This is a genomic window from Candidatus Pantoea multigeneris (genome assembly GCF_011752615.1).
Lineage (GTDB): Bacteria > Pseudomonadota > Gammaproteobacteria > Enterobacterales > Enterobacteriaceae > Pantoea > Pantoea multigeneris.
Genome location: NZ_VWXF01000001.1, coordinates 30,299 through 53,076, shown reverse-complemented (window position 1 = coordinate 53,076; position 22,778 = coordinate 30,299). Strand labels below are relative to the sequence as shown.

The following is a 22,778-nucleotide window of genomic DNA, read 5'->3' as shown; positions in this document are numbered from 1 at the left end:
TCAGGGCTGAATGCTAATGGTGCAGGTGGTGCCTGCTACCAGCGGCACTCCCGCAGGGAGATGGTCGAGGCGGATACGCACCGGAATACGCTGCGCCAGTCGGACCCAGGGCACATTGGGTTTGATATCAGGCACCAGTTTACTGTCCGTGGCGATGCTTTGATCGTAGATACCACGGCCAATACTCTCCACCGTGCCTGCCAGTTGTTGTCCGTTGCTGTACAACACGATGCTGGCTTTGGCGCCGGGCCGAATGTGACGCAGCTTGGTCTCTTCAAAATACCCCATCACATACCACGAATGGCTATCCACCAGGGCGAACAGCGGTGTGCCCTGTTGGGCATAATTGCCCACGCGCAAGGTCAGGTTAGTTACCCAGCCATCACTGGGTGCGGTGAGTGTGGTTTGCTGTAAATTCCAGTTAGCCTGTGCCAGCGTTGCCTGGGCTGCCTTCACGGTGGCGGTCATGGCTGCGGCGTTTAAACGCACGCTGTCCAGATCTTCCGACGAAATTATATTTTTCGGCAACACGCTGCGCCTTTTTGCTTCATTCAGCGCTTTGGCCTGGTCCGCTTCAGCTTTACTGAGCTGGGCCTCGGCGTTATCCACGGCGATCTGCCAGGGAACCGGGTCTAGCTTGAGCAGCAGGTCGCCTTTATGCACAAACTGATTATCACTCACCACTATTTGTGTGATGCGACCGGATATCTGCGGCGTAATATCCACTAACTCTGCGCGCACTTTCCCATCGCGCGTCCAGGGGGACTGCATGTAGTAGTTCCACATCCACCAGCCAGCGAGGAGGGCACAGGCAAACACGATCAAGGTCGAAAAATATTTAAGCGCACTGAATTTCATCATCTTACCCATGAATCAACAGCCAGAGCGAGGCTGCAACGCAAAGCACAAACAGAGACAGTTCCAGTAAGGTCGGGTGCCAGATATCACCGGAATAGAGCCGATCGCGAATAAAGGGATGGATAAGTAACCAGATGAAGAAACCCAGCAACACGGCTTTAAACATCGGAGGAAAGAACAGTGATGCGCCAAACACCAGGTCTGTCAGGGGATGGGTATGATTGAAAAAAGTGAATACCACGGGCCTTTATCCTGCTCCAGTGCGGGACTTCCGGACATTTGCGGGTATAATCCGCGCCTTCCGGCTCCCTGAAAGTGTAATTTTCCTGAAAATGCGTAGAGATAGTGTAGAATCTGGCTAAATAGCTAGCAAGCTAATTATAAGGAGATGAAATGGATACGACCCTTGGCACAGACATATCGCGTCTGGTGCGCATCTGGCGTGCGTTAATCGATCAACGTCTCAGACCGTTGCAACTTACGCAGACCCATTGGGTGACACTGCACAACATACACCAGTTACCCCCTGAGCAATCACAGATTCAGCTCGCAAAAGCGATCGGCATCGAACAGCCTTCACTGGTGCGTACGCTGGATCAGTTAGAAGATAAAGGGCTGATCACCCGCACCACCTGCTCTAACGACAGGCGAGCGAAGCGGGTGAAGTTAACCCATTCGGCTGAGCCGATTATTGAACAGGTTGAAAACGTGATTGATGCCACGCGCGATGACATCCTCGAAGGGATAAGTCGTGAAGAGATCAATCAGATGGTGACGTTAATGGCACGCCTTGAGCGTAACATTGTCAAACTGCATCAGCAGGACAACGACCTGTAAGCATAAAAAACGCCTGCACAGCGGCAGGCGTTTATATCGCAAGCAAGATAAGCTTAGCGTGGAGAGACGGTAACCTGACTGCCGTTAGAGGCGATAGCTACGCGCTGACCCACGGAGTAACGGGTCGCGGCCTGCTTCTGCACCACCATAATGGTGTTGCCGTCATCTTTGCGAATCTCCAGCTCGACACCACTGCTTTTATTCATCGCGCCTTCAACACCCTGACCCGCTACGCCACCCAGCACAGCACCGCCAGCGGTAGCCAGACTGCGGCCTGCACCACCACCAATGGTGTTACCGAGGAAACCACCTAACACGGCCCCACCAATTGCGCCGACCACGTTGCTATCGTCGCCGCCCTGGATCTTAACCGCACGAACAGACACTAAGGTGCCGTATGTCACGCTTTGCACCTGCTTCGCTTCACTGGCGCTGTAAGTGTCACCAGAAAGTGAATCATTATTAACACAGCCAGCCAGCGTCAACCCCGTCAATGCAACGGCCACAAAACGCTTAATCATCAGAAACTCCTTTATTCACGGTAACGCCAAATTGAATGCTAACTCTCTGCAAGAGTATAAAGCATAAATCTGGTTATTGATGCTTAGTGGGTGGAAAGCCCATTCAGCGAAAGATAGACCTGTTGGGGTCAACAATAATTCAATCAACTGAGAAAAAAAGCGAGAGGAGGATGGGAAAAACCGCGCAAAAAGGTAATTAGTCATAGAATTAGCCCGGTGAATTTGCCAGGCTACAGCAGTCTATGGCGCTTCCTGCTGGGAAATAAGGATCGTAATGAAAACAGGCCGATATATTGGTGTGATGTCTGGCACCAGCCTTGATGGCGTTGATGTGGTATTGGCAGCTATCGACCAACACGTGGTTGCGCAACAAGCCAGCTACTGTCACCCCATTCCGCTGGCGCTACGCCAGGAAATACTGAATATCAATCAGGGGCAGAGCCTGACATTGTCGCAACTGGGCCAGCTTGATACGCGCTTGGGCCAGTTATTTGCCACGGCGGTACTCACCTTGCTCCAGCGCGAGGGGCTGGATGCCTCAGATATCACGGCGATCGGCTGTCACGGCCAGACCGTTTGGCATGAGCCCGGCGGAGCCGCACCGAATACCTTACAGATTGGCGATAACAACCAGATTGTTGCGGCGACGGGCATTACCGTCGTGGGGGATTTCCGCCGCCGCGATATGGCTTTAGGCGGGCAAGGTGCGCCTTTAGTGCCAGCGTTTCATCAGGCCTTGCTGATGCACCCGACAGAACGGCGTATGGTGTTAAATATCGGTGGCATTGCGAACCTTTCGCTGCTGTTACCCGGCCAGCCGGTACGCGGGTTTGATACCGGACCGGGCAATATGCTGATTGATAGCTGGATCTGGCGTAACAAGGGCAAACCGTTTGATCACGAAGGGCAATGGGCGCAGTCGGGGCGCGTGATTGCGCCGCTGCTGAACCTGATGATGCAAGATCCCTGGTTTGCGCTAGCGCCGCCAAAAAGCACCGGGCGCGAGTACTTCAACGCGGCCTGGGTTGATGGGCAGCTACGCCACTTCCCCGGCATCGCAGCGGAAGATGTGCAGGCGACCTTAACCGAATTGACGGCCAGCACAATCACCGAACAGATTCTGTTGCATGATGGCTGCGATCGCCTGCTGGTCTGCGGGGGTGGCAGCCGAAATCCGCTGTTAATGGCGCGGTTGGCCGCCCATTTGCCGGGGACTGAAGTCACCAACACCGACAGTGCCGGGATCAGTGGCGATGATATGGAAGCCTTGGCCTTCGCCTGGTTAGCCAGCCAGACGATGTCCGGTTTGCCGGGTAACTTACCCACAGTGACCGGCGCGCGCGAGGCCAGCATTCTGGGCGCTATTTATCCGGCTAACCCTGCGGTATAACGTGGAGAGCGTGCAATGCAACCTCGATTTTTAGCAGGACTGGCTTTACTCCTCGCAGGCTGTAGCCTGACGGGACAACCTACTTCGTCTGCCCAGGTGCTGCACTATCAGTGCGGCACGATGCCGCTGACGGTCACCCTGGATAATCCGCAACAGGTGCGGTTTATTCTGGATGGGAAAGCATTAACGCTACAGCAAACGGTGTCGGCTTCCGGCGCTCGCTATAGCGACGGCCAGTATGTGTTCTGGTCCAAAGGCAACAGCGCATTTATTGAGCGCAACGACAAAATCATCGTGAATGACTGCCAGCAAACTGACAGCGGACAGCAACAGGGATAAGCAACAATGAGTGACAGTGATAACCTGCAACAGATTGCCCATCTGCGGCGCGAATATACCCGTGGTGGATTGCGTCGCAAAGATCTGCCTGAAAACCCACTGGAGCTGTTTGAAAAGTGGCTGAAGCAGGCGTGTGAAGCGCAATTACCCGATCCTACCGCAATGACGGTCGCCACGGTGGATGCGCAGGGCCAGCCTTATCAGCGCATCGTTCTGCTCAAACATTTTGATGCACAGGGCATGGTGTTTTACACCAACCTCGGCAGCCGTAAGGCGCAGCAGCTGGAACAGAACCCACGCATTTCGTTGCATTTCCCGTGGCATTTCCTTGAGCGTCAGGTCATGGTGCTGGGCGAAGTGGAAAAACTCAGCCCACTGGAAGTGTTGAAATACTTCCACAGCCGTCCTCACGACAGCCAAATCGGGGCCTGGGTTTCAAAACAGTCGAGCAAAATTTCTGCCCGTGGCGTACTGGAAGCGAAGTTTCTCGAGTTAAAACAAAAATTCCAGCAGGGCGAAGTCCCTTTGCCCAGTTTTTGGGGCGGATATCGGGTGAAATTTACCACCCTGGAATTCTGGCAGGGGGGCGAACATCGCCTGCACGACCGTTTCCTTTATCAACGTGAAGGGGATAGCTGGAAAATCGACCGCCTCGCGCCCTGAATCACGCTTTAGCCCCTTTCAACGCTGGCGCAGAACGCGTCAGCGCTTTATGCTATATGCCAATTTTTTTCCTTCCGCAACTCAGCGGAAAGCTGTGTACCAGCATAGGTGCAGTCTGATCAATTTGGAGTCAGTGATGACCAGCAGTAACCTGATACAACAATTGCAAGAACGGGGCCTTATCGCCCAGGTGACGGACGAGGAAGCGTTAGCAGAGCGGCTGGCGCAAGGGCCAATCTCCCTCTATTGCGGCTTTGACCCCACTGCGGATAGCTTGCATTTGGGCCATCTGGTGCCGCTGCTCTGCCTGAAACGTTTTCAGGATGCCGGACACAAGCCGGTCGCGCTGGTCGGTGGTGCTACCGGCCTGATTGGCGATCCTAGCTTTAAAGCAGCAGAGCGTAAGCTTAACACCGCGGACACCGTGGGTGAGTGGGTAGAGAAAATTCGTAAGCAGGTTGCCCCGTTCCTGAATTTTGACTGCGGTGACAACAGTGCGATTGCAGCCAATAACTATGACTGGTTTGGTGGCATGAATGTGCTGACCTTCCTGCGTGATATTGGTAAGCACTTCTCCGTCAACCAGATGATTAACCGTGAAGCGGTGAAACAGCGTCTGAACCGTGACGACCAGGGGATCTCTTACACTGAATTCTCTTACAACCTGTTGCAGGGTTACGACTTTGCCGAGCTGAATGCTCGTCATGGCGTTGCACTCCAGATTGGCGGTTCCGATCAGTGGGGTAACATCACTTCAGGTATTGATCTGACGCGTCGTCTGCACCAAAACCAGGTGTTTGGTCTGACAGTGCCACTGATCACCAAATCTGACGGCACCAAATTCGGTAAAACCGAAGGTGGCGCAGTCTGGCTGGATGCGAAGAAAACCAGTCCATACAAGTTCTACCAGTTCTGGATCAACACGGCCGATGCCGATGTGTATCGTTTCCTGAAATTCTTCACCTTCCTCAGCCTGGAAGAGATCAATGCGCTGGAAGAAGAAGATAAAAACAGCGGCAAAGCGCCTCGTGCTCAGTATGTGCTGGCCGAAACGGTCACGCGTCTGGTACACGGTGAAGCCGGTCTGGCGGCCGCACAGCGTATTACCCAGAGTCTGTTCTCTGGTGCGCTGACAGACATGACGGAAGACGATTTCGAGCAGCTGGCACAAGACGGCATGCCAACCATCACGCTGAATGCAGAAGACGATCTGCAACAGGCGCTGGTAAAAGCGGAACTGGTGCCTTCACGCGGTCAGGCGCGTACCATGATTGCTTCCAATGCTGTCACCATCAACGGTGAAAAGCAGTCCGAAGCTGAATATCGCTTTGCCGACAACGATAAGCTGTTTGGCCGCTTCACGCTGCTGCGTCGCGGTAAAAAACACTACTGCCTGGTCAACTGGCAGTAAGCAATCACAGGGCCGGATATTCCGGCCCTTTTTGATTCAGGGAAATCATGAAAAATATCTTAGCCATTCAGTCTCACGTGGTTTACGGCCATGCAGGCAACAGCGCTGCCGAGTTTCCTATGCGTCGCCTTGGGGCTAACGTCTGGCCACTGAATACCGTCCAGTTCTCTAATCATACTCAGTATGGTCACTGGACCGGCACCGTGATGCCAGCCACTCATCTGACTGATATCGTGAAGGGCATTGCCAGCGTCGACCGTCTGAAAACCTGTAGCGCGATGTTGAGTGGCTATCTCGGCTCGGCCGAGCAGGGTGAACAGATCCTCGAAATTGTACGCATGACCAAAGCGGCCAATCCGGATGCGTGGTATTTCTGCGATCCGGTGATGGGTCACCCGGAAAAGGGCTGTATCGTCGCGCCTGGCGTGGCAGAGTTCCATTGCAAGCAGGCGTTGCCAGCCAGCGATATCATTGCGCCGAATCTGCTTGAGCTGGAGATGCTGAGTGGTGTGACGGTGAGCAACGTGGAGGAAGCCATCGCTGCCGCACGTCAACTGGTTGCCCTTGGCCCTAAAGTTGTGTTGGTAAAACACCTTGCGCGCGCGGGACGTCGTAGCGATCAGTTTGAAATGTTGCTGGTAACGGCCACGGAAGCCTGGCATATCGGTCGTCCACTGGTGGACTTTGGCGTTCGTCAGCCGGTCGGTGTGGGGGATTTAACCAGCGGCCTGCTGTTGGTAAACCTGCTGCATGGCAAAGATTTGCAAACCTCGCTGGAGCACGTCACCGCAGCGGTGTATGCCGTCATGTTGAAAACCCATCAAATGGGTGAATATGAGCTGCAACTGGTGGCTGCACAAGATGAGATTGCGCAACCTACCCAGTGGTTTAGCGCGGAAAAGCTCTAATACTTCAGGGCCATTGCTGGCCCTGTAAACTCAGATCAAGCCTTCAGCTTTCAGCGCTTCCTGCACGGCCGGACGCTGAGCCACGCGTGCATGCCATTCTGCCAGTTCAGCAAACGCACTCAGATCAACATCCACATGCTTCGCCCAGTTAGTCACAACGAACAGGTAAGCATCCGCCACGCTGAAGTTATGGCCCAACAGATACTGTTTGCCTTTCAGTTGCTCGTTAACGTGCTGATATTTTTTGATCAGCTGCGCTTTAACAATCTGTTTGTAGTCTTCTGGGGTCGCAGGATTAAACAGTGGGCTAAACGATTTATGCAGCTCGGCACTGACGTAATTGAGCCACTCAATAGCGTGGTAGCGTGCCAGGCTATTAACCGGTGCTAACAGGTTACGTTCCGGTTTTAAGTCCGCCAGATACTGTACGATGGCAACGCCTTCGGTCAGCAGTTCGCCACTGTCGAGTTGCAGAGTCGGCACCTGGCCTTTTGGATTGATTTGGTAGAAATCTTCGCCTGATTCGGTGAGGTGAGTTTTCAGATCAACATTAATCTGGCTGAAATCCAGGCCGCATTCGCGAATAACGATGTGAGGAGAGAGGGAACAAGCGCCGGGTTTGCAAAACAGTTTCATGACGTAACTCCAGTTGCGGATAAGTTGCAAGCAGCATAATCCGGCTGGATTAATTTACCAGTGATGTTGCGCATAAAAGCACTAATCGCGAATTAAATTGCTGTTAAAACAATCAACTAGTGGTAGGTTTTCCAGTGCAAAATCCCAGAAGTGGCGCACTTTCGCTGGCATAAACGCCACCCGGTGCGTCAGGAGCTGCACCGGCAAACTGTCACTTTCAAACTGCGGTAAGACCTGCACCAGTGTGCCTTGCTGTAAATCGTCATGGGCCTGGTAGGAGAGCAGGCGGCCAATCCCCTGGTGGTGGCGCAGTAGCTGCAAGCGGCTCTCCACATCATTAATACGAAAGCGAGGCTGGATCCTCTGGCGTAACCCATCGGCAAAGCGCCATTCACCACTGTTATCGGTGCCGCTAATCAGGCTGTGCTGACTTAAATCCGAGGGGTGATGAGGCGTACCGGCATCAGCCAGATACTGCGGGCTGGCGAGTAAAACCCGCTGCACCATCCCCACCTGACGCGCCACCATGCGCGAATCCTGCAAATGGCCAATGCGCACCGCAATATCCAGCTGGTTCTCAATCAGATCCTGATAGCTATCATGAAAAAGCAGTTCGACCTGAAGCTCGGGCCACTGCTGCAAAAACCGTTCTACCAGCGGAATAATGTGCAGGCGACCAAACTGCAGGGGGGCGGTAATGCGTAACAGGCCTTGCAGCCGTGTGAGCTGTACCTGGGCAATCGTCTGGTGATAATCCTGGAGTAGCTGGCGCGCCTGTTCGAATAGCTGCCAGCCCGCCTCGGTTGGTGCCAGTTTGCGCGTGGTTCTCTCTATCAGTGTCGCCCCCATCCGCTGTTCCAGCGCCGCCAGGGTTCGGGTAATCACCGGCGCTGAGCGGTGTAACTGCCGTGCCGCAGCCGCCAGGCTACCCTGTTGCACCACGGTCACAAACACCTGAAGTTCATCAAAACGGTCCATGATTATTCCTGAGTGAGAAAGAGTGAATTGCAGTAATGGCAAGATTGTTTCTTGTTACGCAATAGTATGCTGGTTCTCAGCAAAATATAAGGAGCTGAAGATGATCCTCTATCACACCCCACTATCCGGGCATGGTCACCGGGTCTGCCTGTTACTCAATATGCTGGAGATGGCCTACGAGCGGCGTGCGGCGGATGCGGCTTTGCGTGCCGAGCCTGCGTTTGCTGAGCTTAATCCGTGGCGTCAAATTCCGGTACTGGTAGACGGCGACCTGGTGATTTACGACAGCAATGCCATTCTGGTGTATCTGGTGCGACGCTATGCACCGGGCAGCCACTGGTTACCGGATGATCCAGTGGCGGCAGCACAAGTGCAGCAGTGGTTAGGCCATGCTGCCGGAGAGATTCGCTACGGTGTCGCCTCCGCCAGGATCATCCGGCAGTTTGACCATCCTGAAATTTATGAATCTGCGGTGTTGATTGCCGGGCGTTTTCTGCCGCAGATGGAGCGTCATCTTGCTGCGCACACCTGGTTGGCCAACGGTGAGTTGTCGATTGCGGATTTAGCCTGTTACGCCTACGTGGCCTGCGCCCCCGAAGGTGGCGTCTCCTTGCAGGCATTTCCTGCCATTCAGCGCTGGTTGCGCCAGGTTGAAGCGTTGCCAGGTTTTGAAGGGTTACCGCCGTTGCCGTTACCGGAGTAGTGCTATGTTCCACGAAGGCGAAGTTGCAGCCCAAGAGCGTGCGGGGTTTCTCTACGTACGCGGCATGATTTTTCCAGCGATGACCGCACAACATCAGCAGTTTTTTGCCGATTTGCCGCTGCTGTTTATTGCCCGCCTGGATGCCACCGGCGCGCCGCAGGCGGCCATGCTTACCCATCCGGCCGGGTTTATACACACCGATAACGCGGCGTATTTAGGCATTGATACCCGCGTACTTGCGCATTGGCCTTTGTGGGAAGCGCTGCAACCGGGCGACCGGATTGGGTCATTAGGGCTGGATTTCGCCACCCGCAGGCGTAACTGCATTAACGGTACGGTAGTGGCCTGTGATGATGAGCAGGTGGTGGTTGAGGTGGCCCAGAGTTTTGGTAACTGCCCCCAGTATATTCGTCGCTTCCACTGGCAGGGTTTGCCCGCCGAGGCAGTGACGGTGACGCCGCTAACGCAGGTGTCTGCCGAGGTATTAGCCGAGTGCCAGACCTTTTTTATCGCCACTGGAAATGGGGATCTGGGGCTGGATATTTCCCATCGCGGCGGGCCAGCGGGTTTTCTCCGCCAGCAGGGGGAGCAGTTGGTTTTTGCTGATTTCCCCGGTAACCGCTACATGAACACCCTGGGTAATCTGCTGTTGGCTCCGCGCTGTGCTTTGTTGCTCACTGACTTTATCCGGGGAGAGGCGATACACATTCAGGGCGAAGCACAGGTCAACTGGTTAGAGGATGAGCAGGGCCGAAGCCAGCGTGAGGTGGTGATTCAGCCGACGCGCATTGACCGGCTGTATGGCGGTGCAGCGTGGCACGCCGTGCCTTTCGAGACATAAAAAAAGCGGGTAGACAGAGTGGCTTACCCGCTTTTTCATTTACACCGCTGGCAGTTACGCTTTGGTGTTATCTGCCTGCGTCATACGATTCAGCAGTGGAGCCGTAATCAGCATCAGCACCGCAATTACGGCGGTAGCAATGCCGATCTGCTGGAAAACATGGCTGTAGATGCCCAGGGACTGAATCGGGTCGTTGATGTTTTCCGGTACCGCCATCAGATTCGCCACCTTACCGGCGATCACAGCGGCACAGGCGGTGGTCAGGAACCATGAACCCATGATGAAGCCCATCAGACGCTGTGGCACCAGCTGTGCAACCATCGCCAGACCCAGGCCAGAGATCATCAGTTCACCCACAGCTTGCAGCGCGTAGCTGAATACCAGCCACCAGACCGAAACAATCCCGGCATCACTGGCAAACTTAGCGCCGAATGGCAGCACCAGGAATGCCGCCGAGCACAGCACCATACCGATGGCGAATTTGTGTGGCATCGGCAGGCGGTCACCCAGTTTGTTATAGGTTGCGGCCAGAATCGGGCTTGCCAGCATGATCCAGAATGGGTTCAGTGCCTGATACTGCTCAGGTTCGAAGGTGAAGCCCAGGATCGAATGCTCAACGTTACGGATCGCAAAGAAGTTCAGTGACGTTGGCATCTGCATGTAGAGCACAAAGAACACAATCGCTTCGAGCATCAGCAGGAAAGCCACAATCATGCGACGACGTGCCGCGCCTTTAAGCGCGAAGGCTTCACGGGCGAAGATAAAGATAATGCCAAGCGCGATGATCAGCAGTGCCATACGTGCAACCGGTTGGTGATGCAGCAACCAGGTCGCCACACTGACCAGCGCCACGATACCCACCAGGGTCATCAGCAGTTTCTTAACCTGCAATGGTGCGAAATCCGGTTTAGAACCGAAGTTTTTCACCAGGCGCTGACAGAACAGGAAGTTCAGCAGAGTGATAACCAAACCCACTACCGAGAGCGAGAACGCCACGCTCCAGCCATATTTCGCGGCCAGCCACGGTGTCAGCATCATCGAGAAGAGTGAACCGATGTTGATCGACATATAGAACATGGTGAAAGCACCATCGATACGCGGATCATTTTTCTCGTAGCAGGTGGAGAGCAGCGATGACGGGTTGGCTTTAAATAAGCCACTACCGACGGCAATCGTCGCCATACCGATGTAGACCGTTGATACGCTGTGCCCGGAGAAGGCCACCAGCGCATAGCCGATAGCCAGCACCATCACGCCAAGAATAATGACGCGTTTTGTCCCGAGCACCTTGTCGCCTAACCAGCCGCCGATCGCCACCAGGCCATACACCATGGCACTGAATGAGGAGAAGAGGGTGATCGAGTCAGCTTCAGACATGTGAAGCTGTTTGACCAGATAGACCGCCATGATGGCTTGCAGGCCGTAATAGCCAAAACGCTCCCAGAGTTCAATCGTGAAGATGAGATAGAACGCTTTAGGCTGTCGGAAGGCATTCAGGCTTGCTGGCTGCTCCGTGTGTTTGTTTGCTGTTGACACTAGTACCTCGGTGTTACCTGTTTCGTGACAGGAATTAAGCTTGCGTCGGGATAGGTTTCCTCGCGCAAGTTTGTTATGTGAAGGGGAATGCGGCGGTTAATTTGTCCGATTTATAACATCAGGGCAAGGTTTTTTTTCATGCTGAAACAATTATGACTTGCAGATTTTATAATATGTTATTTCTGTGTTTGCAGAATTTTAGTTTGTTTGTTGTGATTTTATGCTGACTTTTTACACGCCATTCGTTTGATGTTTGTCCATTGCATGGTATTTCCTGCTAAGTATAGTAATTCTGGCTATAGTGTCTTGTTTTACTGTTTTTTTAAAACTAAATGCCAGTATTTTATTTAAAATCAGTGTTTTATTCCGCATTGGTGGGTGTTTTTAGGCTTGTGAGAGTTTTAACAATAGAAAAGTGATCAACAACACAAATTACTGATTTTATTCAGGATGAAAAATAAGTAATCGTTTGCGTGCCTAATGTTTGGCTGGTCGCGTACTGACAGTATCCTGCGGGTATTCTGAAATAGCGGGTATCAGGCCGTTAATGGCGCACGAATGATTTGTCACTGCGAAGCCCCGTTAAGATGCAGCAAGGCTGGTTGTGCCCAATTTTTTCTGCGACTTGCGAAAAATGGGGTCACTTTGACGTTAATTTCACACCCAGCCTTACCTGTATCTTCTCTCAACAGCCTTAGTTGCCTATATCAGACGCTGATTCTCCGGCCAGCACCGCTAACGCATGGGCGAAAAAGTCCTGACGACCAAAGTTGCCGGATTTCAGTGCCAGTGCAACCGGTACTTCACCGCCAGCCAGCAACGCTGGAACGCCAGGGTCAATTTCCTGCCCCACTTGTAAACTGGTCGGTTTCAGCGCGCTAACCACCGCGCCGGAGGTCTCTCCGCCACCCACGACCAGGCGGCGAACGCCTTGCTGGACTAACAGCTGTGCCGTATCCCCAAACAAGCGATCGAGTTTGGCGGAAACCCGCTGTTGGCCATAGCGTTGCTGGATTTCGGCCACCACATCCGGCGTGCCCGATGAGTAGACCAGGGGATGATTTTCCTGATGGGCAAAAACAAATTCGGCGAGCTGCTGCGGCGTGACTTTATCTTCCATCACGGCATCAATATCCACTGCTTTAACTGCCCACCGTTTCTGATGCTCGGCAATCTGGCCGCGCGTCGCGCCGGAACAGCTGCCGACTAAAATCGCCGCAGGTCCAGCCACGGGGGCAAGCTTTTGTGGGTTACCGGCAGCCCGTCCGGCACGGATTTGATTGTGTGCCAGCGCCAATGCAATCGCCGAGCCGCCGCTGATCAACCGGTCATCGGCGACCGCAATCCCCAGTTGGATCAGGTCCTCATCATGCAGGGCATCCACCACAATTAACTGCGGCTCTGTTTCGGTTAACTGGGTCAGTTGCTCGTTGATCACCGCATTGCCTTTATTAACCAGCTTCCACGGCAAATGCGCGACAGGGGTGGTGGACTGGCGCTGGAGTACGCGGCGGATATCCGCATCTTTCATCGGGGTGACCGGGTGATGCTCCATACCCGACTGATTAAGCAGCTTGTCCCAGACAAACAAATGCCCCTGATACACCGTGCGGCCCATGGCTGGGAAAGCGGGGCAGACCACGACCCGTTTCGCCGCTAGCCGCTGGCGTAGAGCGTCCAGTACCGGGCCAATATTACCTTTATCGGTAGAGTCAAAGGTTGAGCAGTATTTAAAGACAATCTGCTGGCATCCCTGGGCCAGAAGCCACTCGCAGGCGGCGAGGGATTGCGTTACGGCTTCATCAGCGGGCAGGGAGCGTGATTTTAGTGCAATCACACCCGCCTCAACGTGGCGCTCTGCTGCGCTGTCCGGCACGCCGGGATACTGCACCGTATGCAATCCACCTTCACCCGGCAGCCCGGAGGCGAGCGTCACGGCAATATCGCTGGCACCGGTAAAATCATCCGCTATCACGCCAATCAGCATTTTTGTGCTCCCGTCACCAGCGCTTTCATCTTTTCTACTGCCGCATGAGGGGCAGTGAGAATGGTATTGGTGACAGTGTCACGAACTTGTTCCGCAGCGCGAGAGGTAGAGAAGTGTGCCAGCATAATGGCATCACACTGTGCCAGTTCATGAGCCTGTGCAGCGACCAGGCGGTTGTGGGTTTCACTGTCGCCTTTGCGCAGCAGGTCAATGGCATCAGGCACCAGCACGGTTTCCAGGGTGGCGTTTGAACCCACGGCATGGGCGTATTGTTCAAATTCTTCCGTCATGGTGGGCACTGAAGGGCCGAAGGTTGCCAGCATACCAATGCGTTTACCCTGTTGTAGCGCCGCTTCAAACATCGCTTCGTTGGGTTTTAACACCGGAATAGAGACCGCAGCGGCTAGCTCATCAATGGCTGGCCCAAAAGCGGAACAGGTAATCAGAATACCGCTGGCATCCATCTCACTGGCGTATTTACCCAGTGCGACGAAACGGTCGATCATACGGCGCGAGAGCGTCTCTTCTTTCGCCCGATCCAGGGTTAAACCATCATCCAACAGATTCACAACTTCCGCCTCAGGCCAGCTTTCGCGGAAGGCGGCCAGAATCGGTTCAATCGCCACAGGCGTGGCGTGCAGCAGCACAATACGGGGTCTCATTATGTTCTCCGGTCATCAGCAGTGAGGTATCCATTAAACCCCGGTTCGGATTTTAGTTAAATGTAAGGGCTTACATTTGTTGCTGTAAAGTGAGATTGATCACATAAAATAATTACTGTTATGGCAGGATAATAAACATTAGCGAACTAAATATCGCCAAATTGTAAGCGATTACTTTTAAATGGACTCTATCACTATGACTTCATCTGCTCACCCGACAACGCTGGATACCGGCGCAACACCCACTGCGCTGGCGCGTCCTGTCAGTAATGTACCTCGTAAATTTCGCGATCTACTGGCGTTGGATGACTTTGAGCGCCACGCCCGGCGTCGGCTGCCAGAGATGATTTATCAGTATGTTGCAGGTGGCGTGGAAACCGGGCGGGGTATTGAAGCCAACTTTGAGGCTTATCGGCAATATACCTTTGTGCCGCGCATGTTCCGTGATGTGTCTGGACGCGATCAAAGCGTTGAATTATTTGGCCACCGCTGGTCGCACCCTTTTGGTGTGGCACCGTTGGGAGGGGCATCTTTTGTCAGTTATCGCGCGGATGTGCGTTTGGCTGAGGCCGCGAGAGCGATGAATGTGCCGATGATTCTCAGTGCCTCTTCACTTATCCCGCTGGAGACGGTGCATCAGGCCAACCCCAATGCCTGGTTCCAGGCCTATCTGGCGGGGGATCAGCCACGCATTGACCGGTTGGTCGATCGCGTTGCGGCTGCGGGTTATAAGACGTTGGTGGTAACGGGAGATACGCCGCTGTTAGGCAACCGTGAACACAATATCCGCAGTGGTTTTAGTATGCCGATCAAGATGTCGCCGAAAGTGATTTGGCAAAGCGCCATGAGCCCGCGTTGGTTATTGGGCACTGTTGCGCAGACCTTTTGGCGGCACGGTGCGCCGCATTTCGAGAATACCGATGCAGAACGTGGCCCGCCGATGATGTCGAGTAAAGTACGTAATACCAATGCCCGTGATGAGCTGAGCTGGAAGCATGTTGAAGCGATTCGCAAGCGCTGGAAAGGCAATCTGGTGGTGAAGGGATTGATGTCGCCGGATGATGCGTTTATTGCGCGGGATTTAGGGGCTGATGCGGTGATTTTGTCCAATCATGGCGGACGTCAGTTAGATCACACCGTTCCGCCTTTGCATACCCTGGCGGAGATTGCCGCTCAAAAAGGAGCGATGAAGGTGATTATTGATAGCGGCATTCGACGCGGCACTGACGTGATGAAAGCCATGGCGCTGGGGGCGGATTTTGTGTTCCTCGGCAGGCCTTTTTTATACGGCGCGGTGGTCGGTGGGCAGGCGGGGGTTGAACATGCCATGCATATTTTGCGTGATGAGATCGATCGCGATTTAGCCTTGATTGGTGTGCGCCGCCCTGGTGATTTAGAGGCTTCGTTGTTACGCCGAGCGCCGTTGTTCGCCAGGGAGGATCGCGCATGAGCCAGTTGACTATTCTGAGTGCTTTGACGCTGGGAGCGCCTTTTGCGCAGCTTGAGCCGAAGTGGCGGACGTTGAATCCTGATATTGCGTTGGATTTTCACTGGCATCCCAGTACGGTGATTGCGCAGCAGGTCGCTGCCGGTGTTGCTGCTGATGCCATCGTCGCCACTATTGAGACCCAGGCTCAGCTAGAGAGCGAAGGATTTTTACAGGCTGACAGTGTGACGGATTTAGTCGATTCACCCATTGGTTTCGCCGTGTTGCCGGGGGTGACTCCGCCGGATATCAGCACCCCGGAGGCCGTGAAGCAGACGTTGCTCGCCGCACGTTCGGTCGCCTGGTCGGCCGGTGGGGCCAGCGGTATTTATTTCGCTGAGTTGTTGAAGCAGCTAGGGATTGATGCCGAAGTGCGTGCGCGTGGCACGATTATTCGTGCGGGTTACACCGCAGAGCAGTTGCACAACGGTGCCGCAGATATTGCTTTGCAGCAGATCAGTGAGTTGTTGATGGTGCCCAATATCCAGATCGTCGGGGCGTTACCCGCACCGTTGCAGCAGCCGGTTTCGCTCGCCGGTTCTGTGCTGCAAACCAGCGATAACGCCGTTGCTGCACAACGGTTTTTACACTGGCTGCAAACCCCAGAAGTGTTTGCAGTGTTTAGCCAATATGGCTTGACTAAGCGCTATTGATTTTTAATGGATTCCGCATTTTGAGCCGCTGTGGATGTAGGCGGCAGGTCAGAATTCTGGAACGGTGCCGGAAGGCCGCTGTCGATTCAGGCGGCAGGTCAGACAATGGGGGGTATGACTGCAAAGGAACCCGTATCCCTACGATCCGCTGGCACATCCATGTGCCAGAGGCATTTGCTGTCATACCCCCCATCATCTTCCCAGAAGCAGCAGTGCGGCTGTCAGAAGTCCGTGCGGTTTTTTGCTTTTGGCACAGGGTTGCAGACAATATTTTTCAGGAAAAACAACCGTATGGATTTCGGAGGGCAGGGTAATCGGAGCGAGCTACGTCGCAGCCCGATTGCCCTGACAGGCCGAAGTATCTCGATTTGTCAGGCGAGTGTTTTGACTTTTCTTACAGCGTGTTGGTAAGTCACTACGGAACTGGGTGGCAGGTCAGAATTCAGGCTCGGTGCTGGAAAGCCGCTGTGGATTCAGGTGGAAGGTCAGACAATGGGGGGTATGACTGCAAAGGAACCCGTATCCCTACGATCCGCTGGCACATCCATGTGCCAGAGGCATTTGCTGTCATACCCCCCATTATCTTCCCAACAGCAGCAGTGCGGCTGTCAGAAGTCCGTGCGGTTTTTTGCTTTTGGCACAGGGTTGCAGACAATATTTTTCAGGAAAAACAACCGTATGGATTTCGGAGGGCAGGGTAATCGGAGCGAGCTACGTCGCAGCCCGATTGCCCTGACAGGCCGAAGTATCTCGATTTGTCAGGCGAGTGTTTTGACTTTTCTTACAGCGTGTTGGTAAGTCACTACGGAACTGGGTGGCAGGTCAGAATTCAGGCTCGGTGCTGGAAAGCCGCTGTGGATTCAGGTGGAAGGTCAGACAATGGGGGGTATGACTGCAAAGGAACCCGTATCCCTACGATCCGCTGGCACATCCATGTGCCAGAGGCATTTGCTGTCACACCCCCCATTATCTTCCCAACAGCAGCAGTGCGGTTGTCAGAAGTCCGTGCGGTTTTTTGCTATTGGCGTAGGATGGCAGACAATATTTTTCAGGCAAAACAACCGCATGGATTTCGGAGGGCAGGGTATGGGGTTCAGTGCACAGCCCGATTGCCCTGACAGGCCGAAGTATCTCGATTTATCAGACGAGTGTTTTGACCTTAATCTCAACCTCAACCGTGCCCACTACTCTCGCGGCGCACTACCCGTACTGCTACGTACAATCAGTTGCGTAGGGATCTCAATCCGATTGACGGTGCTGTTACCCTCTAACTGCGCCATCAACCACATGGCGGCTTCATAACCGATGCGCGTTAAATCAACCCGCATGGTGGTCAGTGGATAGTGCAAATGCTCGGCGTACTCGTAATCATTGAAGCCTACGATGGAAATATCACCGGGAATACGCAAATAACGCTCGGTTGCTGCGCGCATCACACCAAACGCCAACAAATCATTACCGCAGATAATCGCCGTCGGGGGCTGCGGGCCATCTAACAGCGAAAACAACGCCTTACGGGCATCGTTCATGCTAAACGCGCTATCAAACAAATGACTATCCGGCAGGGTCAATCCGGCAGAGGCTAACGCGCGGCGAGTCCCGTTAAGACGATCGGAAACACGATCGTTACTGGGCGGCGTGCCCACAATCACGGCGAAACGCTCATGACCCAAGGCCAAAAGATGCTGAGCAATACTCTCCGCCGCCTGCTCACTGTTGTAACCCACACATGGACGCTCATCGTCTAACGAAAACGTCTGCACACAGGGGATACCCAAGGCCGCAATACGCTCCCACAAACGGGGATGGTGCGTATTACCGACCAACATCAGGCCATCAATACCATACTCGATCAGCTTATTAACCTCATTCAGCTCGATCGCCGGATCAAAATTAGAGTTTGCCAACAACAGGGTATAACCCGCTTCGTGCATCACCCGCTGAAACTCACCCAAAGCCCGTGAAAAAGTCTCCGTAGCCAGCGTTGGCACTACCGCACCAATCGTCATACTGCGGCGAGAAGCCAACGTACGAGCTGCACGGTTAATCACATAGCCTAACTCCTCACAGGCTCTCTCTACCGCTTCACGGCGCGTCTGACGTACCGTTGAACTGCCATTAAGCACCCGTGAAACGGTGGCGGTAGAAACACCCGCCAGACGTGCTACATCTTCCAGAGACACCCTTCCTGGGCCGCTGACTTTCTCACTCATGGTTAGACTCCTGCAGAAGAGTGACCGGGTCCACAAATTTAATCAGTAAAACGCACTCATTCCTGAAAGCGCTTACTTTTGCCTTGACTGAATTTTGTAATCGCTTACTTTTTACATCATGTTATCAGTCTGGAGCTTAATGCTCACGAATTTTTAACAACAACGCGGGTGTTTAACGTCTACCCGGAAAAATGCCTCAGACCCTTGCGCCAAACAGAGGGGACTGACGACTTCGCTACCCTAACGATAAAGAATAAAGGATCTCATCATGCGCAGATATCCGCGAGTCCGCTGGTTAATGATCGCATTCTGCTTTTTAGCCATCGCCATCAACTACATCGATCGCATCAACCTTGCGATTGCGGCCCCGCACATCAAAAAAGACCTCGGGCTGGATGATACCAGCATGGGGCTGATTCTCGGTGCCTTTTTCTGGACCTATGCCCTGATGCAAATCCCGGCGGGCAGGATGATTGACCGTCTCGGCGCACGTGCCGGCCTGGCGATTGCCGTCGGCTGGTGGTCACTGTTTACGGTATTCACCGCTTTTGGCAAAGGCTTCACCTCCATATTTGCGGCACGCCTCGCATTAGGGATCGGCGAAGCCGGGGGCAACCCCGGCTGTGTCAAAGTGGTCTACAGCTGGTTTGCGAAAAAACAGCGCGCCACCGCGAGCGGCATCTTTGATGCGGGCCCACGCGCCGGTAGCGCATTAGCGCTGCCGCTGGTGGCATGGCTCATCAGCACCTGGGACTGGGAAACCTCGTTTGTCGTCACCGGCGCGCTGGGCCTGGTTTGGGTCGCCATCTGGTTAATCTTCTACCGCGAACCAGAAACCATGAAAGGGCTGGATGAAACCGAACGCCAGAACCTGCTGGAAGACCGCGCGGTGCCAGTAGGACAGCAGGGTGGCAAAATCGACATGTGGTCGCTGTTCCGCCATCGCAACGTCTGGGGCATGATGATTGGCTTCTTCTGCATGAACTTTGCCACCTACTTCTTCGTCACCTGGTTCCCGACCTATCTGACCATTGCACACGGCTTCTCGCTCAAAGAACTGGGGACGTTAGGCGCAATCCCGGCGCTGATGGGCATTCCGGGCAGCCTGCTAGGCGGTGTGGTCTCAGATGCGCTCTACCGCAAAGGGTTCAGCCTTACCACCGCACGCAAAACCTGCCTGGTCACCGGTATGCTGCTCTCCAGCGTGATTGCCTTTGCCGCCTTCACCGACAGCATCGCGGTGATCCTCACCCTGTTCTCCATCACCTACGCCGGTCTGGCTTTCACGGCGGCCAATATTTGGACGCTCCCGGCCGATGTGGCTCCGGCGGGTAATTATGTCGCCACCCTGGGTGGGATCCAGAACTTTGCCGGGAACCTGGCGGGCATCGTCACGGCTTCATTCACTGGCGTCATGCTCAGCCTCAGTCACGGATCGTTCGTCGTACCGCTGCTGGTTGCGGGGGGGATCTGCATCCTCGGTGCCCTGACCTTTATGTTTGTCCTTGGCAAGCTGGAACCGCTGCCGGTGGGAAACACACCGTCACAACCTGAAATCGCCACGGCCAACAAATAACCCAGGAAACGCACATGCAAAACGAACAACAACTTCGCGAAGAAATTTGTCAGGTGGGCGCGGATCTGTTTAACCGGGGATACACCACCGGCACGGCAGGGAACATCAGTGCGCGGCTGGAAGATGGCTGGCTCATCACCCCAACCGATGCCTGCCTTGGGCACTTATCGCCGCAGCGTATCGCTAAAGTCTCGCGCGATGGCGAGTGGGTCTCCGGGGATAAACCCTCGAAAACCCTGCTGCTGCATCGTCAGGTGTACGACAACAACCCAGAAGCCAGGGGTGTGGTGCACACCCACTCCACCCATCTCGTCCAGCTCACGCTGGAAGGGGTGTGGCAGCCGGACAGCATCCTGCCGCCGATCACCCCCTATCAGGTCATGAAGGTGGGACGTATTCCCCTGATCAACTATTGCCGCCCGGGTCATCCGGACGTGGCGCAGCAGGTCGCACTGCTGGCGAAGGAGGTGCGTGGCGTCATGCTGGAGCGCCTTGGCCCGGTAATCTGGGGCAACAGCATCTCAACCGCCAGCTTTGCCCTTGAAGAGCTGGAAGAGACCGCACGCCTGTGGCTCAACAGCCACAGCAAACCGGCGGCACTCTCACCAGATGCGGTGCAGGAACTGTGTGAAACCTTCAAAACCCGGTGGTAAGCAACACCCTCTGTACCCCCTATAAAAAGGATAAAAGATGAAAAAGATGGTTCTGGCTGCGGCGATAGGCCTGGCGGCACTCAGTGGCACGGCCAGCGCGGAGAGCCTGGTTTACATCTCCAATGCAGGCAGTGGCAGCGTCTCTGCGTATCAGTTGGACAAAGCGCAGGCACAGCTAAAACTGATTGGCGAGTACCCGACCGGCGATAACACCATGCCAACGGTCGTCTCGCAGGATAAGAAAACCCTGTACGTCTCGGTACGCAGCAAGCCGTATCACATCGGTAGCTGGCATATTAATGCCGACGGTTCCCTTAAACACATTGGCGATACCGCCGTGCCGGATGCGATGGCCTATGTCTCGCTGGATAAGACCGGACGTTTCTTACTTGCCTCTTCGTATGGCGGCGATCTGTTTGCGGTGTACCACATCGGCAGCGATGCGGTGCCGGAATCTGCGGCGGTGGATGTGATCCATACCGGGAAGCGTGCGCACTCCATTCAGACCGATCCCACTAACCACTTCCTGTATGTACCGCTGCTGGGCGCTGATCAGGTCGCACAATTCCGCTTTGATGCCAACAGCGGCAAAGTGACGCCGAACGATCCGGCCTTTATTAACATCCAGCGCGAATCGCAAACCGGCCCGCGCCACTTTGCTTTCGCACCCCAGAAAGATGCTAACGGTGAGCAGAACCTTTACCTGCTAACTGAAATGGCGGGCAACATCACGCGGTTAAGCGTCAATGCCAACGGCACCTTGACCGAGCATGAAACCATTGTCGGCCTCGACCCGGAAATCGCGAAAACCATGCAACGCGGTGAAGCGCGTCCACTCACCGGTGACAACGACTTGCCGAAATCTGAAAAACCGCGTTTGTGGCAGGCGGACATTCATATCACGCCGGATGGCAAATTCCTCTACGCCACCGAACGCACCAGCAGCCACTTAAGCGCATTTAGCATTTCGCCACAGGATGGCCATTTAACCTTTATTGAAAGCGTGAAAACGGAAGAGCAACCGCGTGGCTTTGCCATTGATAACAGCGGCCGGTTCCTGATTGAAACCGGGCAGAAGTCAGACAAGCTCTCGCTGTATGCGATTGACGATCGCAGTGGGAAATTAACCCTGAAACAGCGTATTGCCAGCGGAAAAAATGCCAACTGGGTCACTTTTGTCGAATAATTCTGAAGGAGTCAGCATGCCAGCATTAAAAAAACATTTACCTACCCTGTGTCTGAGCCTCGGTCTGGCGGCTACCGCCTGGCAGGCCACGGCGGCGGAAAAGGTGGTCGCGACCGATCTGGAACCCCTGCACCACGTTATTTTGCAGAATAAATACGTCACGGTGATGCGGGTCTTAATTCAGCCCGGCCAGAGTACGCAGTATCACGAACAACATCTGGATTATGTGAATACCCATATTGATGGCAGCCCGGTGAAAATCGAATTCCCCGATAAGCCCGCCACTCTTTATGAGATGAAAAGCGGCAACGTAAAATTTGGCGCACATCAGGGAAAATCCGATGCCGATAAAGTGACGAATACCGGCACCACGGTAAATCATCAGGTCGCGTTTGAAATTAATATGACCGGGCCGCAACACTTTGGCGGCGCGACGCGCCCAGACACCAGTGCGATTGTACAGGTGCTGGATAAACCCACGGTAAAAGGCTGGAAAGTCACGTTAAAACCGGGAGAGAGCACCGGCGAATATACCCAGCATGGGCCGGGCGTGCGCGTGTTCTTCAGTGAAGGTCGGGTATTACTGGCCGATCCTGCTCACCCGAATCACGTTAAAGAGATCTGGGTCCATAAAGGCGATGCCTTCTTAACGGAGCCGGGTAAGGTCGATATTACCGATGGCAGCAATGAGCCACTCACCTTCAACGATTATGAACTGCTGTAATTATTCTGCGCGCTAAC

23 protein-coding genes are annotated in these 22,778 nt (G+C 54.2%); 14 read left to right on the top strand and 9 right to left on the bottom strand.

Going from position 1 to position 22,778, the window contains the following annotated elements:
- Both F3J40_RS00225 and F3J40_RS00220 read right to left on the bottom strand, forming a co-directional pair.
- Nucleotides 1-858, bottom strand: coding sequence for an efflux RND transporter periplasmic adaptor subunit (locus tag F3J40_RS00225; RefSeq protein ID WP_167012899.1), 858 nt, complete (start codon nt 856-858; stop codon nt 1-3).
- A gap of 4 nt (nt 859-862) precedes the next feature.
- Entirely contained in the window at nt 863-1,099 is a 237-nt protein-coding gene (locus F3J40_RS00220; RefSeq protein ID WP_017348959.1) for a DUF1656 domain-containing protein, read from the bottom strand.
- 152 nt (nt 1,100-1,251) lie between these two features.
- Between F3J40_RS00220 and slyA the strand changes: the two genes are divergently transcribed.
- Nucleotides 1,252-1,695, top strand: a complete 444-nt coding sequence (gene slyA / locus F3J40_RS00215) for a transcriptional regulator SlyA (RefSeq protein WP_017348958.1) — start codon at nt 1,252-1,254, stop codon at nt 1,693-1,695.
- A gap of 53 nt (nt 1,696-1,748) precedes the next feature.
- On the opposite strand, the gene slyB is transcribed toward slyA, so the two are convergent.
- Nucleotides 1,749-2,216: an outer membrane lipoprotein SlyB gene (slyB, locus tag F3J40_RS00210; RefSeq protein WP_017348957.1), complete on the bottom strand. Its 468-nt coding sequence runs from the start codon at nt 2,214-2,216 to the stop codon at nt 1,749-1,751.
- 274 nt (nt 2,217-2,490) lie between these two features.
- On the opposite strand from slyB, the gene anmK reads away from it, so the two are divergent.
- From anmK to pdxY, 5 genes are all read left to right on the top strand, one after another.
- Nucleotides 2,491-3,606, top strand: coding sequence for an anhydro-N-acetylmuramic acid kinase (anmK, locus tag F3J40_RS00205; RefSeq protein WP_167011846.1), 1,116 nt, complete (start codon nt 2,491-2,493; stop codon nt 3,604-3,606).
- Between the two features lie 15 nt (nt 3,607-3,621).
- On the top strand, nt 3,622-3,945 hold the full coding sequence (locus F3J40_RS00200) for an MliC family protein (RefSeq protein ID WP_017348955.1): 324 nt from the start codon (nt 3,622-3,624) through the stop codon (nt 3,943-3,945).
- Nucleotides 3,946-3,951: 6 nt separating this feature from the next.
- The gene (pdxH, locus tag F3J40_RS00195) at nt 3,952-4,608 is read left to right on the top strand and encodes a pyridoxamine 5'-phosphate oxidase (RefSeq protein WP_167011844.1); all 657 of its coding nucleotides are present in this window, start codon (nt 3,952-3,954) and stop codon (nt 4,606-4,608) included.
- A 136-nt stretch (nt 4,609-4,744) separates the two neighbouring features.
- Nucleotides 4,745-6,019 carry a tyrosine--tRNA ligase gene (gene tyrS / locus F3J40_RS00190; protein ID WP_167011842.1) on the top strand — a complete coding sequence of 425 codons (1,275 nt, stop codon included), beginning with the start codon at nt 4,745-4,747 and terminating at the stop codon, nt 6,017-6,019.
- 47 nt (nt 6,020-6,066) lie between these two features.
- Nucleotides 6,067-6,927, top strand: a complete 861-nt coding sequence (pdxY, locus tag F3J40_RS00185; RefSeq protein ID WP_167011840.1) for a pyridoxal kinase PdxY — start codon at nt 6,067-6,069, stop codon at nt 6,925-6,927.
- Nucleotides 6,928-6,957: 30 nt separating this feature from the next.
- Here the strand turns inward: pdxY and gstA are convergent, their stop codons facing one another.
- The gene (gene gstA, locus F3J40_RS00180) at nt 6,958-7,563 is read right to left on the bottom strand and encodes a glutathione transferase GstA (protein WP_167011838.1); all 606 of its coding nucleotides are present in this window, start codon (nt 7,561-7,563) and stop codon (nt 6,958-6,960) included.
- Nucleotides 7,564-7,644: 81 nt separating this feature from the next.
- The gene (locus F3J40_RS00175) at nt 7,645-8,541 is read right to left on the bottom strand and encodes a LysR family transcriptional regulator (protein ID WP_167011836.1); all 897 of its coding nucleotides are present in this window, start codon (nt 8,539-8,541) and stop codon (nt 7,645-7,647) included.
- A gap of 100 nt (nt 8,542-8,641) precedes the next feature.
- Here F3J40_RS00175 and F3J40_RS00170 point away from each other — a divergent pair, with 100 nt between their 5' ends.
- Both F3J40_RS00170 and F3J40_RS00165 read left to right on the top strand, forming a co-directional pair.
- Entirely contained in the window at nt 8,642-9,244 is a 603-nt protein-coding gene (locus F3J40_RS00170; protein ID WP_205297158.1) for a glutathione S-transferase family protein, read from the top strand.
- Nucleotides 9,245-9,248: 4 nt separating this feature from the next.
- Nucleotides 9,249-10,085, top strand: a complete 837-nt coding sequence (locus F3J40_RS00165) for a pyridoxamine 5'-phosphate oxidase family protein (RefSeq protein WP_167011834.1) — start codon at nt 9,249-9,251, stop codon at nt 10,083-10,085.
- Between the two features lie 54 nt (nt 10,086-10,139).
- On the opposite strand, the gene dtpA is transcribed toward F3J40_RS00165, so the two are convergent.
- From dtpA to F3J40_RS00150, 3 genes are all read right to left on the bottom strand, one after another.
- Nucleotides 10,140-11,621, bottom strand: coding sequence for a dipeptide/tripeptide permease DtpA (gene dtpA, locus F3J40_RS00160; protein ID WP_167011832.1), 1,482 nt, complete (start codon nt 11,619-11,621; stop codon nt 10,140-10,142).
- Nucleotides 11,622-12,315: 694 nt separating this feature from the next.
- Entirely contained in the window at nt 12,316-13,608 is a 1,293-nt protein-coding gene (gene otnK, locus F3J40_RS00155) for a 3-oxo-tetronate kinase (protein ID WP_167011830.1), read from the bottom strand.
- Nucleotides 13,602-14,270, bottom strand: coding sequence for an aspartate/glutamate racemase family protein (locus F3J40_RS00150; protein WP_167011829.1), 669 nt, complete (start codon nt 14,268-14,270; stop codon nt 13,602-13,604). The genes otnK and F3J40_RS00150 overlap by 7 nt, the downstream gene beginning before the upstream one ends.
- A 196-nt stretch (nt 14,271-14,466) precedes the next feature.
- On the opposite strand from F3J40_RS00150, the gene F3J40_RS00145 reads away from it, so the two are divergent.
- Nucleotides 14,467-15,720: an alpha-hydroxy acid oxidase gene (locus tag F3J40_RS00145; protein ID WP_167011827.1), complete on the top strand. Its 1,254-nt coding sequence runs from the start codon at nt 14,467-14,469 to the stop codon at nt 15,718-15,720.
- Entirely contained in the window at nt 15,717-16,409 is a 693-nt protein-coding gene (locus tag F3J40_RS00140) for a molybdate ABC transporter substrate-binding protein (RefSeq protein ID WP_167011825.1), read from the top strand. Before F3J40_RS00145 ends, F3J40_RS00140 begins: the two co-directional genes overlap by 4 nt.
- A gap of 1,184 nt (nt 16,410-17,593) precedes the next feature.
- Here the strand turns inward: F3J40_RS00140 and F3J40_RS00135 are convergent.
- On the bottom strand, nt 17,594-18,622 hold the full coding sequence (locus tag F3J40_RS00135; RefSeq protein ID WP_167011823.1) for a LacI family DNA-binding transcriptional regulator: 1,029 nt from the start codon (nt 18,620-18,622) through the stop codon (nt 17,594-17,596).
- A 268-nt stretch (nt 18,623-18,890) separates the two neighbouring features.
- Between F3J40_RS00135 and F3J40_RS00130 the strand changes: the two genes are divergently transcribed.
- The 4 genes from F3J40_RS00130 to F3J40_RS00115 are packed head-to-tail and all read left to right on the top strand — an operon-like array spanning nt 18,891 to nt 22,761.
- A complete protein-coding gene (locus F3J40_RS00130; RefSeq protein WP_167011821.1) occupies nt 18,891-20,198 on the top strand; it encodes an MFS transporter in 1,308 nt (435 codons plus the stop codon).
- A 14-nt stretch (nt 20,199-20,212) separates the two neighbouring features.
- Complete coding sequence (gene otnC, locus F3J40_RS00125) at nt 20,213-20,851, top strand: 3-oxo-tetronate 4-phosphate decarboxylase (RefSeq protein ID WP_167011819.1); 639 nt, start codon at nt 20,213-20,215, stop codon at nt 20,849-20,851.
- 37 nt (nt 20,852-20,888) lie between these two features.
- On the top strand, nt 20,889-22,037 hold the full coding sequence (locus tag F3J40_RS00120) for a lactonase family protein (RefSeq protein ID WP_167011817.1): 1,149 nt from the start codon (nt 20,889-20,891) through the stop codon (nt 22,035-22,037).
- Between the two features lie 16 nt (nt 22,038-22,053).
- The gene (locus tag F3J40_RS00115; protein WP_167011815.1) at nt 22,054-22,761 is read left to right on the top strand and encodes a hypothetical protein; all 708 of its coding nucleotides are present in this window, start codon (nt 22,054-22,056) and stop codon (nt 22,759-22,761) included.
- Nucleotides 22,762-22,778: the final 17 nt, after the last annotated feature.